The organism is Pseudomonas sp. NPDC087626, from assembly GCF_044743405.1.
GTDB lineage: Bacteria > Pseudomonadota > Gammaproteobacteria > Pseudomonadales > Pseudomonadaceae > Aquipseudomonas.
This window is the reverse complement of the sequence record NZ_JBIUWJ010000035.1, coordinates 1-15,788: the sequence shown is the minus strand read 5'-3', so window position 1 is coordinate 15,788 and position 15,788 is coordinate 1. Positions and strand designations below refer to the sequence as shown.

General features: G+C 62.0%; 14 protein-coding genes. 6 read left to right on the top strand and 8 right to left on the bottom strand.

From position 1 onward, the window contains the following. The first annotated feature begins 102 nt into the window (after nucleotides 1-102). The 3 genes from ACIOVD_RS23435 to ACIOVD_RS23425 are packed head-to-tail and all read left to right on the top strand — an operon-like array spanning nucleotide 103 to nucleotide 3,189. A complete protein-coding gene (locus ACIOVD_RS23435) occupies nucleotides 103-912 on the top strand; it encodes an endonuclease/exonuclease/phosphatase family protein (RefSeq protein ID WP_401130483.1) in 810 nt (269 codons plus the stop codon). Continuing rightward, complete coding sequence (gene clsB / locus ACIOVD_RS23430; protein ID WP_401130482.1) at nucleotides 909-2,216, top strand: cardiolipin synthase ClsB; 1,308 nt, start codon at nucleotides 909-911, stop codon at nucleotides 2,214-2,216. Before ACIOVD_RS23435 ends, clsB begins: the two co-directional genes overlap by 4 nt. Continuing rightward, nucleotides 2,203-3,189: a lysylphosphatidylglycerol synthase domain-containing protein gene (locus tag ACIOVD_RS23425; protein ID WP_095166191.1), complete on the top strand. Its 987-nt coding sequence runs from the start codon at nucleotides 2,203-2,205 to the stop codon at nucleotides 3,187-3,189. The genes clsB and ACIOVD_RS23425 overlap by 14 nt, the downstream gene beginning before the upstream one ends. Nucleotides 3,190-3,329: 140 nt before the next feature. Here the strand turns inward: ACIOVD_RS23425 and ACIOVD_RS23420 are convergent, their stop codons facing one another. The 3 genes from ACIOVD_RS23420 to ACIOVD_RS23410 all read right to left on the bottom strand — a co-directional run bounded on the left by ACIOVD_RS23420 (nucleotide 3,330) and on the right by ACIOVD_RS23410 (nucleotide 6,368). Beyond that, nucleotides 3,330-4,088: an alpha/beta fold hydrolase gene (locus tag ACIOVD_RS23420; RefSeq protein WP_320333117.1), complete on the bottom strand. Its 759-nt coding sequence runs from the start codon at nucleotides 4,086-4,088 to the stop codon at nucleotides 3,330-3,332. Then, nucleotides 4,078-5,187, bottom strand: a complete 1,110-nt coding sequence (locus ACIOVD_RS23415) for a DUF3182 family protein (protein ID WP_401130481.1) — start codon at nucleotides 5,185-5,187, stop codon at nucleotides 4,078-4,080. The genes ACIOVD_RS23420 and ACIOVD_RS23415 overlap by 11 nt, the downstream gene beginning before the upstream one ends. Nucleotides 5,188-5,372: 185 nt before the next feature. After that, on the bottom strand, nucleotides 5,373-6,368 hold the full coding sequence (locus ACIOVD_RS23410) for a GlxA family transcriptional regulator (protein ID WP_095166185.1): 996 nt from the start codon (nucleotides 6,366-6,368) through the stop codon (nucleotides 5,373-5,375). Nucleotides 6,369-6,464: 96 nt separating this feature from the next. Between ACIOVD_RS23410 and ACIOVD_RS23405 the strand changes: the two genes are divergently transcribed. Both ACIOVD_RS23405 and ACIOVD_RS23400 read left to right on the top strand, forming a co-directional pair. Continuing rightward, on the top strand, nucleotides 6,465-7,019 hold the full coding sequence (locus tag ACIOVD_RS23405) for a cysteine hydrolase family protein (protein WP_095166182.1): 555 nt from the start codon (nucleotides 6,465-6,467) through the stop codon (nucleotides 7,017-7,019). A 36-nt stretch (nucleotides 7,020-7,055) separates the two neighbouring features. Next, a complete protein-coding gene (locus ACIOVD_RS23400) occupies nucleotides 7,056-7,880 on the top strand; it encodes an alpha/beta fold hydrolase (RefSeq protein ID WP_095166178.1) in 825 nt (274 codons plus the stop codon). 90 nt (nucleotides 7,881-7,970) lie between these two features. On the opposite strand, the gene ACIOVD_RS23395 is transcribed toward ACIOVD_RS23400, so the two are convergent. Beyond that, the gene (locus ACIOVD_RS23395) at nucleotides 7,971-8,501 is read right to left on the bottom strand and encodes a single-stranded DNA-binding protein (RefSeq protein ID WP_095166176.1); all 531 of its coding nucleotides are present in this window, start codon (nucleotides 8,499-8,501) and stop codon (nucleotides 7,971-7,973) included. Nucleotides 8,502-8,510: 9 nt separating this feature from the next. Then, nucleotides 8,511-9,908 (bottom strand): MFS transporter, encoded by a 1,398-nt coding sequence (locus ACIOVD_RS23390; protein WP_095166174.1) that lies wholly within the window; start codon nucleotides 9,906-9,908, stop codon nucleotides 8,511-8,513. Nucleotides 9,909-10,096: 188 nt separating this feature from the next. Between ACIOVD_RS23390 and uvrA the strand changes: the two genes are divergently transcribed. Further along, on the top strand, nucleotides 10,097-12,931 hold the full coding sequence (gene uvrA, locus ACIOVD_RS23385) for an excinuclease ABC subunit UvrA (RefSeq protein WP_095166173.1): 2,835 nt from the start codon (nucleotides 10,097-10,099) through the stop codon (nucleotides 12,929-12,931). A 140-nt stretch (nucleotides 12,932-13,071) separates the two neighbouring features. On the opposite strand, the gene bfr is transcribed toward uvrA, so the two are convergent. The 3 genes from bfr to rplQ all read right to left on the bottom strand — a co-directional run bounded on the left by bfr (nucleotide 13,072) and on the right by rplQ (nucleotide 15,754). Continuing rightward, nucleotides 13,072-13,536 carry a bacterioferritin gene (gene bfr, locus ACIOVD_RS23380; protein ID WP_095166171.1) on the bottom strand — a complete coding sequence of 155 codons (465 nt, stop codon included), beginning with the start codon at nucleotides 13,534-13,536 and terminating at the stop codon, nucleotides 13,072-13,074. A gap of 149 nt (nucleotides 13,537-13,685) precedes the next feature. Beyond that, the gene (locus ACIOVD_RS23375; protein ID WP_401130476.1) at nucleotides 13,686-15,140 is read right to left on the bottom strand and encodes a catalase; all 1,455 of its coding nucleotides are present in this window, start codon (nucleotides 15,138-15,140) and stop codon (nucleotides 13,686-13,688) included. A 227-nt stretch (nucleotides 15,141-15,367) separates the two neighbouring features. Further along, nucleotides 15,368-15,754 (bottom strand): 50S ribosomal protein L17, encoded by a 387-nt coding sequence (rplQ, locus tag ACIOVD_RS23370; protein WP_401130474.1) that lies wholly within the window; start codon nucleotides 15,752-15,754, stop codon nucleotides 15,368-15,370. Nucleotides 15,755-15,788 lie beyond the last annotated feature (34 nt).

The following is a 15,788-nucleotide window of genomic DNA, read 5'->3' as shown; positions in this document are numbered from 1 at the left end:
CCCAGGCGTTTGACCGCCCGTAACGTCGTCGAAACTTTCCGCCCTGGCCCACAGTCATCAACAAACAGGGGGCAGCCCGACGATCATCAGGCGGGATCACACATGGCGGCGTTTGACACCAGCGGCGAGCAGGCCGAGCAACCCGATGCAGCGAGTGCAAGCCCCACCGCGGTACGCCGTTTTACCGTGCTCACGGTCAATACCCACAAGGGCTTCGCCGCCCTCAATCGGCGCTTCATCCTGCCCGAACTGCGTGAAGCGGTGCGCAGTGTCGGCGCCGACGTGGTGTTCCTGCAGGAAGTGCACGGCGCCCATGAGCACCATCCCCGGCGCTACAGCAACTGGCCCAGCATGCCCCAGTACGAATTCCTCGCCGACAGCCTCTGGCCGCAGTTCGCCTATGGGCGCAACGCGGTGTATCCGGCAGGCGACCACGGTAACGCGCTGCTGTCGAAATTCCAGATCATCCGTCACGACAACCTCGACGTCTCCATCAGCGGCCATGAAAGCCGTGGCGTGCTGCATTGCGTGTTACGCCTGCCCGGTGACGGCCAGCAGGTGCATGCCATGTGCGTGCATCTGGGCTTGCATCAGGCCCATCGCGATGAACAACTGCAACTGCTGATCAAGCGCCTGCAAGAGTTGCCAGCCGACGCCAGGGTGATAGTCGCCGGCGACTTCAATGACTGGCGCCAGCGCGCCGACGATCTGCTCAATCCGTTGGGCCTGCGCGAGGTGTTCCGCGAGCACCATGGCCAGCCGGCGCGCAGTTTCCCGGCCCGCCTGCCCCTCCTGCGCCTGGACCGCATCTACGTGCGCAACCTCAAGGCCCATCGCCCGCAGGTGCTGGCGGCGCGGCCCTGGTCGCACCTTTCCGATCACGTTCCGCTGTCGGTGGAGATTGAGCTATGAGCAGCGCCCCGCTGGAAAAAAACCTGCTCGAACCCCAGGCATCCGCCGCCGAATCGGTCACAGCCAGACGCGCCCTCGTCGACCTCGACTATGGCTGGCACGGCAACAACTGCGTGGTATTGCTGGAAAATGGCGAGGCCTACTTTCCCAAGGTGTTCGAGGCTCTGCGCCAGGCCAAGGGCGAAATTCTGCTGGAGACCTTCATTCTGTTCGAGGACAAGGTCGGCAGCGAGCTGCAGCAGATTCTGATCGAGGCGGCGCAGCGTGGCGTGCGTGTCACCGTCAGCCTCGATGGTTTTGGTTGCGGCGAACTGGCCAGCGAATTCCTCCTGGCGATGTGTGATGCCGGCGTGCACTTGCAGATGTTCGACCCGGCCCCACGGCGCCTGGGCATCCGTACCAACTGGTTCCGCCGCCTGCACCGCAAGATCGTGGTGGTGGACGGCAGCATCGCCTTTGTCGGCGGCATCAACTTCAGCGCCGATCACCTGGCCGACTTCGGCCCCCAGGCCAAGCAGGATTATGCGGTGCAGGTAGAGGGGCCGGCGGTGGTCGACATCCATCACTTCGCCCTGCTGCAAAGCGGCCGCCATGCCCGGGCGCGCTCTGGCTGGCTGCGGCGCAAGCACCGGCGCAGCGAGCTGGCGTTCAGCGATCACGATGGCCAGGTGCGCCTGGTCTACCGCGACAACCGCGACCACCCCCGGGACATCGAAGACGTGTACCTGCAGGTGCTGCGCAGCGCCCAACGCCGGGTGATCATCGCCAACGCCTACTTTTTCCCTGGCTACCGCCTGCTGCGCGAAATTCGCAACGCCGCCCGCCGAGGGGTCGAGGTGCGGCTGATCCTGCAGGGGCAACCGGACATGCTGGTGGCCAAGCTGGCGGCCCGCCTGACCTATGACTACCTGCAGCAATCGGGGGTGAAGATCTATGAGTACTGCGACCGCCCACTGCACGGCAAAGTCGCCTTGGTGGATGAGGACTGGAGCACGGTCGGCTCGAGCAACCTCGACCCCTTGAGCCTGTCGTTGAACCTGGAAGCCAACGTGCTGATTCGCGACCGGGCATTCAACCGCGAGCTGTGCGAGCGCCTCGACGAACTGAGCGACCATCACTGTAAGGTCATGCCGGCCAACCAGCGCCCCCGGGGATTGCTGTGGCGCATGACCATTGGCTTCCTGGTGTTCCACTGCCTGCGGCACTTCCCCGCCTGGGCCGGTTGGCTGCCGGCGCACAAACCGCGCCTGCAGCCTTTCACGCCAGCAACTCAGGTGCAGGATGACGCCCATGAATCGCGCTGAAAGCCAAGACGCCCCCGCCGTTGCCGAGCATCCGCCGTCCCGTTGGCGGCGCCTGAAAAAGCCGCTGACGGCGCTGTTTTTCCTGCTGCTGATTGTGTTGTTCACCCTGCTCGCCCACCGCATCGATTGGAGCGAAGTGTTCGACACCCTGCAGGACTTCAAAGTGCGGACCCTGATCATCGCCTCGACGATTACCGTGCTGAGTTTTCTCACCTATGCCTGCTTCGACCTGATCGGCCGCACCTACATCGGGCAAAACCTGACCTGGCGGCAAATCCTGCCGGTGGGGGTGATCAGCTACGCGTTCAACCTCAACCTGAGTGCCTGGGTCGGCGGTATCGCCATGCGTTATCGCCTGTATTCGCGACTGGGGGTCAGCAAGGGCAACATCGCCAAGATCCTCGGCCTGAGCCTGGCCACCAATTGGTTTGGCTACATGCTGGTGGCCGGGGCGATCTTCAGCAGTGGCCTGGTGCACATGCCACCGGGCTGGAAGCTCAGCAGCGCGGCCTTGCAGGGCGTGGGCCTGCTGTTGCTGCTGGTGAGTGCCGGCTACCTGGCGGCGTGCCGCTTTTCCAGCCGTCGTGAATGGTCGATTCGTGGGGTTGAGATCAACCTGCCGTCACTGCGCATGGCGATGCTGCAACTGGCCCTGGGAGCATTGAACTGGTCGCTGATGGCGGCGGTGATTTTTACTTTGCTGCCGAGCAAACTCGACTATCCGCTGGTGCTTGGGGTGCTGTTGATCAGTGCCATCGCTGGGGTAATCACTCACATTCCGGCCGGGCTTGGGGTACTGGAGGCGGTGTTTGTCGCCCTGCTGCAACACCAGGCCTCTCGCGGCAGCCTGGTCGCCGGATTGCTGGCCTATCGGGCGATCTACTTCCTGTTGCCGCTGTTGATCACCGTGGCCATGTACCTGGTGGTGGAAGCCAAGGCCAAGGCGCTGCGGATCGAGAAAAAACCCTCCTGAACGCCCACTTTCACTGTAGGAGCGAGCGCCCGCTTGCGGCCTGCTCGCGATGGTCGCCAACAATGAAGTGCCAAGCCTGATTCCCCGCGGTGTCCTTGCGGGCATCGCGAGCAGGCTCGCTCCCACCTCAAAAACGCCTGTCAGGTGGACTGGATGATGCTCAACCGCTCACCCACCACCATCTCGGTAATCCAGCCCACCAGGATCGAGGTGTAGGCCTGTTGCGCCACGGGCTCGCTGAGGGCGTGATCGGCGCCATCGATGATGCGGTGGGTCAGGGAGTGGGTCTGCTGGCACGCCGCGCGGTAACTCATGATGGTGGCATGGGGTACGTAATCATCGGTTTGCGACTCCACCAGCAACACATCGCCGGTAAATTGCGCGCAGGCATACAGGGCCCGATTGCTGTCGGCATGCACCAGGGTGCTGCGGTAATCAAGCAGGTCTTGCTTGTCGAGGTCGCGCTTGGGGGTGTGCCATAGCTCGTCGCGGTACAGCGCCGGCACCCGCAATGCCAGCCAGCGCACGGGGCGCAAGGTGGTGAGGATCGCCGCCAGGTAGCCACCGTAACTGGTGCCCACTACCGCCACCGCTGAAGTATCGATGGCCGGGTGGGCGAGCAGGCGGTCATAAGCGGCCAAGAGGTCCTTGAGGTTATCTTCGCGGGTCACCCGGGTCAGTGGGATGCCCGTACCGCCGGTGTGTCCACGCAAGTCGAAGGTCAGGCACACGCAGCCCAGGCCGGCAATGCCCTTGGCCCGCTCCAGGTCGCGCTCCTGGCTGCCGCCCCAGCCGTGTACGAACAACACACCGGGGACCTTGGATTTGGGACTCAGGAAGGTCGCGCTCATGTGTTCGTCGTCGATCTCGATTTCAATGGTTTCGCTTCTAGCCGTCATAGGGTTTGACCGTCACATACTTGAGGAGAAAATCACTGTTTTCTGCCGGGCCGCGGTACACCTCGATGGCCCCGGCCGGCAAGGGCTGGTCCTGGTAAGTCTCCACCGACGACACGCGAATCGCCGGCAAACCCGGCTGGTTGAGGAAACTCTGCACCGCCGCCACCTCCGCACTGCTGGCCCCGCCCATGCGCCACGACTGCTCAAGCACGCCGCTGCAGCGCTGCCCCCGGGCATCGAGGCCCTGGGCGATGTCGTAGTTGCGCCGCGAGGCATAAAAGCCCGGGTAAGCCTCGTCCGCCGCGACGTCGAACACCTGAGCCTGTTCAATGGCCAGGCGCACGTCGTCGGCCAATGGCAACTTGAGCAGGTCGGCGTAATAGCCCTGGACCACCAGCAAGTCCGAACCGCCATAGACTTTTTCGCCTAGACCGTCTTCGGTCAGATATTGCTCGCCGCAGTAACTGAGTACGGTGTCAGCAATGAAACTCTGGCCGACGCTGTGGGTGATGACCTCCTTGAGGTCCTGCTCCAGCACCACGCCACTGGCGAACAAGTCGGCAGCGTCGGGCCGGCCGAGGACCTGCCGGAACGCTGCGAGGCCGCTGATCACTTCCTGGCCGCGTCCGGCACACGCGTGTATCGGTTTCAGCCGCAGCGGGCCACGCTCGAGCAGTTGCTCGGCCGCTGGCAGGGCGTCCTCGAGGGAAAACACACTGATGCCCTCCAGCACCACCTGGCGCACTCGCTCCGCAAACAAGGGGGCCCAGCCTTCGGGCGCCTTGGCCTGCCTGTTCAATAGACCATGGGTGATGGCTTTGGTGCAGATGAACGAGTGGTCGACGTAGCCGCCCCACAGATCGTCCGGCCCTTTGACTCCCAACTGACGGGCCGCCCCACCACCGACCAGGGTCTGGGTGGGCAGCAGGTACAGGTCGCGCCCGGCATGGGTGTCCGCGTCGTAACTGCCGCCATATGGCCAGCCGAGAATCTGCGCCAGCCACTGCGCCAGCGCCCGGTTGGTCTCGACCTCGTGCTGCGGCGCCTGGGGCCGCACGGAATGGGCCACCACCAGTTTGTTGCGATTAGTCGGGGTCATGCGTCCCCCTGCCATCTGCGCTTGATGAATGTAGCTCAGGGCGGTGCAGGGATCAGGCCAACCCTGGCTATTGGCGGATGTGCGGTCGATTCGCGTGCTGTGGGGGGCACGGCTGGCAACTGGCTTGTCTTATTCTGCACGACCAGCGCCAACGCTCCGGCATTTTGCACGATCGATCCACGCTGTTACCGCGCCAGTACCGCCGTTGGCGACACCCCGAATTTGCTGCGGTAATCGCTGGGCGCCAGCCCGGTGATTTTCCTGAAGGTCGCGCGAAACGCGCTGGGGTCCGTGTAGCCGACGGTCCAGGCGATATGGTCGATGGTGCCGTTGGTGAACTCGAGCATTTCCCGAGCCTTGCCCACCCGCAGGTGCTGGCAGTACTCAGTGGGTTTCAAGCCGGTAGACGTGCGGAAGCGGCGCAGGAAAGTGCGTTCCTCCAGGCCCGCCTGCTGGGCCATCACGCTCAACGAGACTTCCACCGCGCCGTTGGCTTGCAGCCAGTGCTGGACCTTGAGGATCGCCGCGTCGCCATGGCTGAGGATCGGCGCGAAGTTGCTGCCGCACTGGCTCGCGCTGTCACTGTGTTCGACCACCAGGAACCGCGCCGTGCCGGTGGCAATGCTCGGCCCGAGCAAACGGTCTACCAGGCGCAGGCCCAGTTCGGACCAGGCCATCAGGCCGGCGGTGGTGATCAAATCGCCATCATCGACGATGGGGGTGTCGGCGTTGAGCTTGACCTGGGGATAACGCTCGGCGAACTGCTTGGCCGAGGTCCAGTGAGTGGTAGCGCTACGGCCATCGAGCAGACCGCTTTCAGCCAGCAGAATCGACCCCACGCAGACCCCACCCAAGGTTGCCCCGCTCGCGTGCTGCTGGCGCAACCAACCGATCAGCGGCGCTGACGCCTGCCCTTCGCAAAAACCGCCGATCGACGGCGGAATCAGCAGCGCCACCAAGCCCGCATCGGGGCCAGGATGACTGTCGTAGACACGCTGCGGAGCGTGTCCGGGCTCTGCCTGCCAGTGGCTGACCCGCAACCACGGCAACTGCGCGCTCTGGTGCTCGGCGGCAATGCGATTGGCGACGCCAAACAGATCGGTCAAGCCGTGTACTGCCGCCATCTGCGCACCGGGATAGATCAGCACGCCCAACTCGGCGACTGCGCGTTCTACACCCATTGTCAGTTTTCCCCCTTCTATTGTCGGTGCGGCCAATCCTCGTAGCGTCCGTGCGCGGCAATACTGGCGCCCACACCCACTCCAGAGGAAACACCCATGGCCAAGCAAGCACTCATCGTAGTCGATATCCAGAATGACTACTTCCCCCAGGGTAAATGGCCGTTGGTCGGCGCCGATGCCGCTGCCGACAACGCGGTAAAACTGCTCCAGGCGTTCCGCGAAGCCGGCCACCCGGTGGTGCACATCCGCCACGAGTTCACCTCCAGCGAAGCCCCATTCTTCACCCCCGGCTCCGATGGCGCCAAGTTGCACCCCAAGGTGCTGAATCGCAGCGACGAGCCGGTGGTGCTCAAGCACTTCGTCAACTCGTTCCGCGAAACCGAACTACAGTCAATCCTCGACCAGCAAGGCATCGAGAGCCTGGTGGTGGTCGGCAGCATGAGCCACATGTGCATCGACGGCATCACGCGCGCTGCGGCGGACCTTGGCTACAACGTCACGGTGATCCACGACGCCTGCGCGTCCCGCGACCTGGAATTCAACGGCCAGGTGGTACCCGCCGCCCAAGTGCACGCCGCCTTCATGTCGGCCCTGGGTTTTGCCTATGCCAGCGTGGTGTCCACCGCAGAGTTCCTGGCGGCACAGCCCTAAGCCTCATTCCCTGAGCATTCATTGGAGACGATCGACATGGCTACTCTCACGACTCGCGAAGGCAACACCCTGTACTACAAGGACTGGGGCAGTGGGCAACCGGTAGTTTTCAGCCATGGCTGGCCGCTCTCCAGTGACAGCTGGGAATCACAGATGCTGCACTTTGCCGACAATGGCTTTCGCGCCATCGCCCACGATCGACGTGGGCACGGACGCTCCAGCCAGCCGTGGGACGGCAATGACATGGATCACTACGCCGACGACCTCGCCGAACTGATCGAACAGCTGGACCTGAACAACGTGATTCTCTTCGGCTTCTCCACCGGCGGCGGTGAAGTCGCCCGCTATATCGGCCGGCACGGCACTCAACGACTGGCCAAGGCCGGGCTGATTTCAGCGGTGCCGCCGCTGATGCTGAAAACCGAGACCAACCCCAAGGGCCTGCCAATCGAAGTCTTCGACGGCATCCGTGCCGGCTCCATCGCCGACCGCTCGCAACTCTACAAGGACGTTGCCGGCGGCCCATTCTTCGGCTTCAACCGCCCCGGCGCCACACCGTCCCAGGGGCTGATCGACGCATTCTGGATGCAAGGCATGATGGGCGGCCATAAAAACACCCTCGACAGCATCAAGGCCTTCTCGGAAACCGACTTTCGCCAGGACCTGAAGAAATTCGACATCCCTACCCTGATCATCCATGGCGACGACGACCAGATCGTGCCGATCCAGGCCGCGGGGCTTGAGAGCAAACGCTTGATCGAACACGCCGAACTGATCGTCTACCCAGGGGCTCCACACGGGCTGACGGATACGCATAAAGCGCAGGTGAATGCGGATATGTTGCGATTTGCCCAGCGTTAAGCGGCAAGCGAAAGCAAAAAACCCGCGTTTCGTGGACCGAAACGCGGGTTCTTTCAGCTTGCAGCTTGTGGCTTGAAGCTTGTTGCTGCGTTAAAACGGAATATCGTCATCAAAGCTGTCGAAGTCTGCAGCCGGCTGCGGTGCGGCCTGTTGCTGTGGCGCTGGACGCGACTCACGCTGTGGCTGTTGCGACGGAGCCGGACGCGGTGCCTGCTGGCGTGGAGCGGCTTGCTGGTAGTTGTTACCGCCGCCGCCCTGGCCTTGCTGGTCGCCCTGTGGACGGCCGCCCAGCAGTTGCATGGTGCCTTGCATGTCGACCACGATTTCGGTGGTGTAACGCTTGATGCCGTCTTTTTCCCACTCGCGGGTCTGCAGCTTGCCTTCGATGTAGACCTGCGAACCTTTACGCAGGTATTCGCCGGCGATCTCTGCAACCTTGCCGAACATCGATACACGGTGCCATTCGGTCTTTTCGACTTTCTGGCCAGTTTGCTTGTCGGTCCATTGTTCGCTGGTCGCCAGACTCAGGTTGGTCACGGCGTTACCGTTAGGCAAGTAGCGAACTTCGGGATCCTGGCCGCAAGTGCCGACCAATATGACTTTGTTAACCCCACGGGCCATAACGTTCTCCTAGGCTTCGCACGCTGTCGGCGCCGGGTTGTTGACCAGGCGCTCGAGGGTGGTGCGATCCAATAGTTCGGTGTCCAATTTGATGTAAATGGCGGCTTCATCAGCCACCACGATGGCATCGGTTACCCCAACGACGGCCAGCAGGCGCTCAACCAGACCGGCTTCGCGGATCGCTTCGGGCGATAACGGCAAGCGCAGGCTCGTCACATAGGGAGGTTCGCGCATGGTAACAGCAAAGGCCAACCAGAGGGCAGCCAGACCTGCGCATCCGAGGAACACAACCGACAGACCGCCATGCTGGTACATCCAGCCGCCCATGATGCCGCCCAGTGCCGAACCGAGGAACTGGCTGGTGGAGTAGACCCCCATGGCCGTGCCCTTGCCGCCTGCCGGTGAAACCTTGCTGATCAACGACGGCAAGGAGGCTTCCAGCAGATTGAACGCGGTGAAGAACACCACCGTACCAATCACCAGGGCCCGCAAGCTGTCGCCGAACTGCCAGAAGAATAGCTCAGTGAGCATCAGCGTCGCGACGGCACCGAGTAAAACTCGTTTCATTTTGCGTTTCTTCTCGCCGTAGATGATGAACGGAATCATGGCGAAGAACGAAATCAGTAGCGCGGTCAGGTACACCCACCAATGCTGTTCCTTGGGCAGCCCGGCTTTTTCCACCAGCGCCAGCGGCAAGGCGACGAAACTCGACATCAACATCGCGTGCAACACAAAAATCCCCAGGTCCAGGCGCAGCAGGTCCGGGTGCTTGAGGGTCGGCAACAAGGCCTGGCGGGCGACCCCGGACTCACGGTGCTGCAAGGGGCCCGTGGAGCGCGGCACCATGAACATCACGATGACGATCCCCAGCAATGCCATGCCGCCGGTCGCCAGGAACAGCCCGGACAGGCCGAAGGCGCGGGTCAGCAGCGGCCCGACCACCATGGCCACGGCGAACGACAGGCCGATGGTCATGCCGATCATGGCCATGGCCTTGGTGCGGTGCTGTTCGCGGGTCAGGTCGGACAACAAGGCCATGACCGCTGCGGAAATCGCCCCGGCGCCCTGCAGGATGCGTCCGGCGATCACGCCCCAGATCGAATCGGCGTTGGCCGCCAGCACGCTGCCCAGGGCAAAGACGATCAAGCCCAGGTAAATCACCGGGCGCCGCCCGATACGGTCGGAAATGATCCCGAAGGGAATCTGGAACACCGCCTGGGTCAGGCCGTAGGCGCCAATCGCCAGGCCGATCAGGGCCGGGGTCGCGCCTGCCAGGTCCATGCCGTAGGTCGCCAGTACCGGCAACACCATGAACATGCCAAGCATACGGAACGCGAACACCAGGGCCAGACCGCTCGCTGCGCGGGTCTCGCTACCACTCATGCGTTCGCTGTGGGGATCGTGCATGGAATTACCTCATGTGAACCGGCGGCGATTCTATCAGTCCCATCGGTTGACGGGGTATAGGGCGACGCTTTGCCGCGCACGGATGACAGAGTCTTCATGTAAGGCACCATCGTGCACATTTGATAGTGTGCATCCATCCAGTATTTGGCCTTATACTCCTACGTTTACGCCCGCCGAGCGAGGCCACCTTGGACAAGATCCTGATTCGTGGGGCTCGAACCCACAACCTGAAGAATATCGACCTGACCCTGCCACGGGACAAACTGATCGTCATCACCGGCTTGTCCGGGTCCGGCAAGTCGTCCCTGGCCTTTGACACCTTGTATGCCGAGGGTCAGCGGCGTTATGTCGAGTCGCTGTCGGCCTATGCCCGGCAGTTCCTGTCGATGATGGAAAAGCCCGACGTCGACACGATTGAAGGCCTGTCACCGGCCATCTCCATCGAGCAGAAGTCGACCTCCCACAACCCGCGCTCGACGGTTGGCACCATTACCGAAATCTACGACTACCTGCGCCTGCTTTACGCTCGCGTAGGTATTCCGCGCTGCCCGGATCACGACATCCCCCTGGAAGCCCAGACCGTCAGCCAGATGGTCGACCTGGTGCTGGCCCAGCCTGAGGGCAGCAAGCTGATGCTGCTGGCCCCGGTGATCCGTGAGCGCAAGGGCGAACACCTGTCGGTCTTCGAAGAACTGCGGGCCCAGGGTTTCGTCCGTGCCCGGGTCAACGGCAAGCTGTGCGAGCTGGATGAGCTGCCGAAGCTGGATAAACAGAAAAAGCACTCGATCGATGTGGTGGTCGACCGCTTCAAGGTTCGCGAGGACCTGCAGCAGCGCCTGGCCGAGTCGTTCGAGACCGCCCTGAAGCTGGCCGACGGCATCGCACTGGTCGCACCGATGGACGATGAGCCGGGTGAGGAGATGATTTTCTCCGCACGTTTTGCCTGCCCGATCTGCGGCCACGCCATCAGTGAACTGGAACCCAAGCTGTTCTCCTTCAACAACCCGGCGGGCGCTTGCCCGACCTGCGACGGCCTGGGAGTCAAACAGTTCTTCGACATCAAGCGCCTGGTCAACGGCGAACTGACCCTGGCCGAGGGCGCGATTCGCGGCTGGGACCGGCGCAACGTCTATTACTTCCAGATGCTCGGCTCGCTGGCCGCCCATTATGGGTTTAGCCTGGAAGTGCCGTTCAACCAGCTGCCAGCCGACCAGCAGAAAGTCATCCTGCATGGCAGCGGCAGCCAGAACGTCGATTTCAAATACCTCAACGACCGGGGCGACATCGTCAAGCGTTCGCACCCGTTCGAAGGCATCGTGCCGAACCTCGATCGCCGCTACCGCGAAACCGAGTCTGCTTCGGTGCGCGAAGAGCTGGCCAAGTTCCTCAGCACCCAGCCCTGCCCGGATTGCCGCGGCACCCGCCTGCGCCGTGAAGCGCGGCACGTGTGGGTCGGCGAGAAAACCCTGCCGGCGGTGACCAACCTGCCGATCGGCGATGCGTGCGACTACTTCGGCACCCTGAAACTGACGGGGCGGCGCGGCGAAATCGCCGACAAGATCCTCAAGGAAATCCGCGAACGCCTGCAGTTCCTGGTCAACGTCGGCCTTGACTACCTGTCCCTGGACCGCAGTGCCGACACCCTGTCCGGCGGTGAGGCGCAGCGCATTCGCCTGGCCAGCCAGATCGGCGCCGGCCTGGTGGGCGTGCTGTACATCCTCGACGAGCCCTCCATTGGCCTGCACCAGCGGGACAACGACCGACTGCTGGGCACCCTCAAGCATTTGCGTGACATCGGCAACACGGTGATCGTGGTCGAGCACGACGAGGACGCCATTCGCCTCGCCGACTACGTGGTAGACATCGGCCCCGGCGCTGGCGTGCATGGCGGGCATATCGTCGCCGAAGGCACACCGGCCGAAGTCATGGCCCACCCGGACTCGCTGACCGGCAAATACCTGTCGGGCCGGGTGAAGATCGCCGTGCCCGCCAAACGCACGCCGCGCAACAAGAAGCTGGCACTGCACCTCAAAGGTGCCCGCGGCAACAACTTGCGCAATGTCGACCTGGAAATCCCCCTGGGCCTGCTGACCTGTGTGACCGGCGTGTCCGGCTCAGGCAAGTCGACACTGATCAACAACACCCTGTTCCCCCTGAGCGCCACCGCGCTCAATGGTGCGACGACCCTGGAAGCCGCAGCCCACGACAGCATCAAGGGCCTTGAGCTGTTGGACAAAGTGGTCGACATCGACCAGAGCCCGATCGGTCGTACGCCGCGCTCCAACCCGGCGACCTACACCGGGCTGTTCACGCCGATTCGTGAGCTGTTCGCAGGCGTCCCGGAGTCGCGCTCACGGGGCTATGGCCCGGGTCGTTTCTCGTTCAACGTCAAGGGTGGACGCTGTGAGGCCTGCCAGGGGGACGGCCTGATCAAGGTCGAGATGCACTTCCTGCCGGACATCTATGTCCCGTGCGACGTGTGCAAGAGCAAGCGCTACAACCGCGAGACCCTGGAGATCAAGTACAAGGGCAAGAGCATCCACGAAACCTTGGAAATGACCATCGAGGAAGCCCGGGTGTTCTTCGACGCGGTACCGGCCCTGGCGCGCAAGCTGCAGACGCTGATGGATGTCGGCCTGTCGTACATCAAGCTCGGGCAATCGGCGACCACCCTGTCGGGCGGTGAAGCACAGCGGGTCAAGTTGTCCCGCGAGTTGTCCAAGCGTGATACCGGCAAGACCCTGTATATCCTCGATGAGCCGACCACCGGCCTGCACTTCGCGGACATCCAGCAATTGCTCGACGTGTTGCACCGCCTGCGCGACCACGGCAACACCGTAGTGGTGATCGAGCACAATCTGGACGTGATCAAGACCGCCGATTGGCTGGTGGACCTGGGGCCGGAAGGCGGCTCCAAGGGCGGTCAGATCATCGCCGTGGGTACGCCTGAGGAAGTCGCCGAGATGAAGCAGTCGCACACTGGCTTCTACCTCAAGCCACTGCTGGAACGCGACCGGGCCTGACACCGACCCATGAAAAAGCCCCTGTCACGTTATCGGTGACAGGGGCTTTTTTGTGTCTTGCATCTGTAGGAGCGAAGCGTGCTCTCGATGGCGATTTCGAGGACGCCATCGCCGGTAAGCCGTGCGCCTACAAAGCAGAATCAGAACTGCGATTGCAGGTAGTTTTCCAGACCGATCAACTTGATCAGGCCCAGCTGTTTCTCCAGCCAGTAGGTGTGATCTTCTTCGGTATCGGCCAACTGGATACGCAGCATGTCGCGACTGATGTAGTCCTTGTGTTGCTCACACAGCTCAATGCCTTTGCACAGCGCGGCACGCACCTTGTACTCCAGGCGCAGGTCGGCGGCGAGCATGTCCGGCACGGTAGTCCCGACGTCGAGGTCGTCCGGGCGCATGCGCGGCGTACCTTCCAGCATCAGGATCCGGCGCATCAGCGCATCGGCGTGCCCGGCTTCTTCTTCCATCTCGTGATTGATGCGCTCGTAGAGCTCGGTAAAGCCCCAGTCCTCATACATCCGCGAATGGATGAAATATTGATCACGCGCTGCCAGTTCGCCCGTGAGCAACGTGTTGAGGTAATCGATTACGTCCGGGTGACCTTGCATCGCCCTACATCTCCCTGCTTGAAAGTCTGTAGTTTGAACCAAGGCGCCCGTTTGGTCACTCGATTCGCGAGATAAAAGCGAAGATATTCTGAGAAAAGTGGTTTAAATAACGCAAAAACCGCCCAATTGAGGGCGGTTCTGCTTCTCGTTTAGACTTCGTTAAGCTGTACACCCAACGCCGTTGCAATTGCTTCTCCGTACGCCGGATCGGCCTTGAAGAAGTGCTGCAGTTGACGGTCGACCACATCACCGGAAACCCCGGCCATGGCGCCAGCAATGTTGCTGACCAACAGGGCTTTCTGTTCAGCGCTCATCAAGCGAAACAGCGCACCGGCATGGCTGTAGTAGTCGGTATCTTCGCGATGATCGTAACGATCAGCCGCTCCACTCAACGCCAGTGGCGGCTCAGCGAAGTGCGGGGCCTGCTTTGGCGACTCCACGTAGCTGTTCGGCTCGTAGTTGGGCGCCGCGCCGCCATTGCTGCCAAATGCCATGGAACCATCGCGCTGATAGCTGTTGACCGGGCTGCGTGGTGCGTTCACCGGCAGTTGCTGGTGATTGGTGCCCACACGGTAGCGGTGCGCATCGGCGTAGGCGAACACCCGGCCTTGCAGCATGCGGTCCGGCGACAGGCCGACACCCGGAACCATGTTGCTCGGGCCAAACGCAGCCTGCTCGACTTCGGCGAAGTAGTTCAGCGGGTTACGGTTGAGTTCCAACTCGCCGACTTCAATCAACGGAAACTCTTTCTGCGACCAGGTCTTGGTCACGTCGAACGGGTTCTCGTAATGCGCCGCTGCCTGGGCTTCGCTCATGATCTGGATGCACACGCGCCATTTCGGGAAGTCACCGCGCTCGATGGCACCGAACAGGTCGCGCTGGGCGTAGTCCGGGTCAGTCCCGGCCAGACGCGCAGCTTCGGCCGGCGCCAGGTTCTTGATGCCCTGCAGGGTCTTGTAGTGCCATTTCACCCAATGCCGCTCGCCGCTGGCGCTGATCAGGCTGTAGGTATGGCTACCAAAGCCGTGCATGTGACGGTAGCCATCAGGAATCCCACGGTCGGAGAACAGGATAGTCACCTGGTGCAGCGCCTCAGGGGAGTGCGACCAGAAGTCCCACATCATCTGCGCGCTTTTCAGATTGCTTTGCGGCAGACGTTTTTGGGTGTGGATGAAATCCGGAAACTTCAGCGGATCACGAATGAAGAACACCGGCGTGTTATTGCCGACGATGTCCCAGTTGCCTTCTTCGGTGTAGAACTTCAAAGCGAAACCACGAGGATCGCGTTCGGTGTCCGCCGAGCCGCGCTCACCACCGACAGTGGAGAACCGCAGGAAGGTCGGGGTTTGCTTGCCGACGGCGGAAAACAGCTTGGCGCTGGTGTACTGGGTGATATCGCGAGTGACGGTGAAGGTACCGTAAGCACCCGAGCCCTTGGCATGCACGCGGCGCTCAGGGATATTTTCGCGGTTGAAGTGGGCGAGCTTCTCGATCAGGTGAAAATCGTCGAGCAGCAGCGGGCCGCGTGGACCGGCGGAACGGGAATTCTGGTTATCTGCGACGGGAGCGCCACTGGCGGTAGTCAGCGTTTTATTCTGGCTCATGCACAATCTTCCTCTTCAGTCTTGGAAACTGCCGGCTAATCGGCTGAGAAGGAGTATTGACCAGGAACATGACACCATCAAATTCATTAATTGATCGGCATCAATAGAAATTAACTAATTGAAAGCTGCTCCAGATAGACGCGAATAACGCCGTCCGTCGGCGGTACTTTTCCAGCGCGCACAAAAAACCGGGCACTAGGCCCGGTTCTTCGTTACAGCTTGTCGTCTTACTCGGCGCTTACAGCTTCGCCGGCAGTAGCACGATCAACCAACTCGACGTACGCCATAGGCGCGTTGTCGCCAGTGCGGAAGCCGCACTTGAGGATGCGCAGGTAGCCACCCTCACGGGTAGCGTAACGCTTGCCCAGGTCGTTGAAGAGCTTACCAACGATAGCTTTCGAACGAGTACGGTCGAAAACCAAACGGCGGTTAGCCAGGCTGTCTGTCTTGGCCAAAGTGATCAGCGGCTCAGCAACGCGACGCAGTTCTTTGGCTTTTGGCAGTGTAGTTTTGATCAGCTCGTGCTCGAACAGCGACACCGCCATGTTTTGAAACATGGCCTTGCGGTGCGAGCTGGTGCGGCTCAGGTGCCGACCACTTTTACGCTGACGCATGGGTCATTCCTTCCCAACCACACCCCTCGGGGAT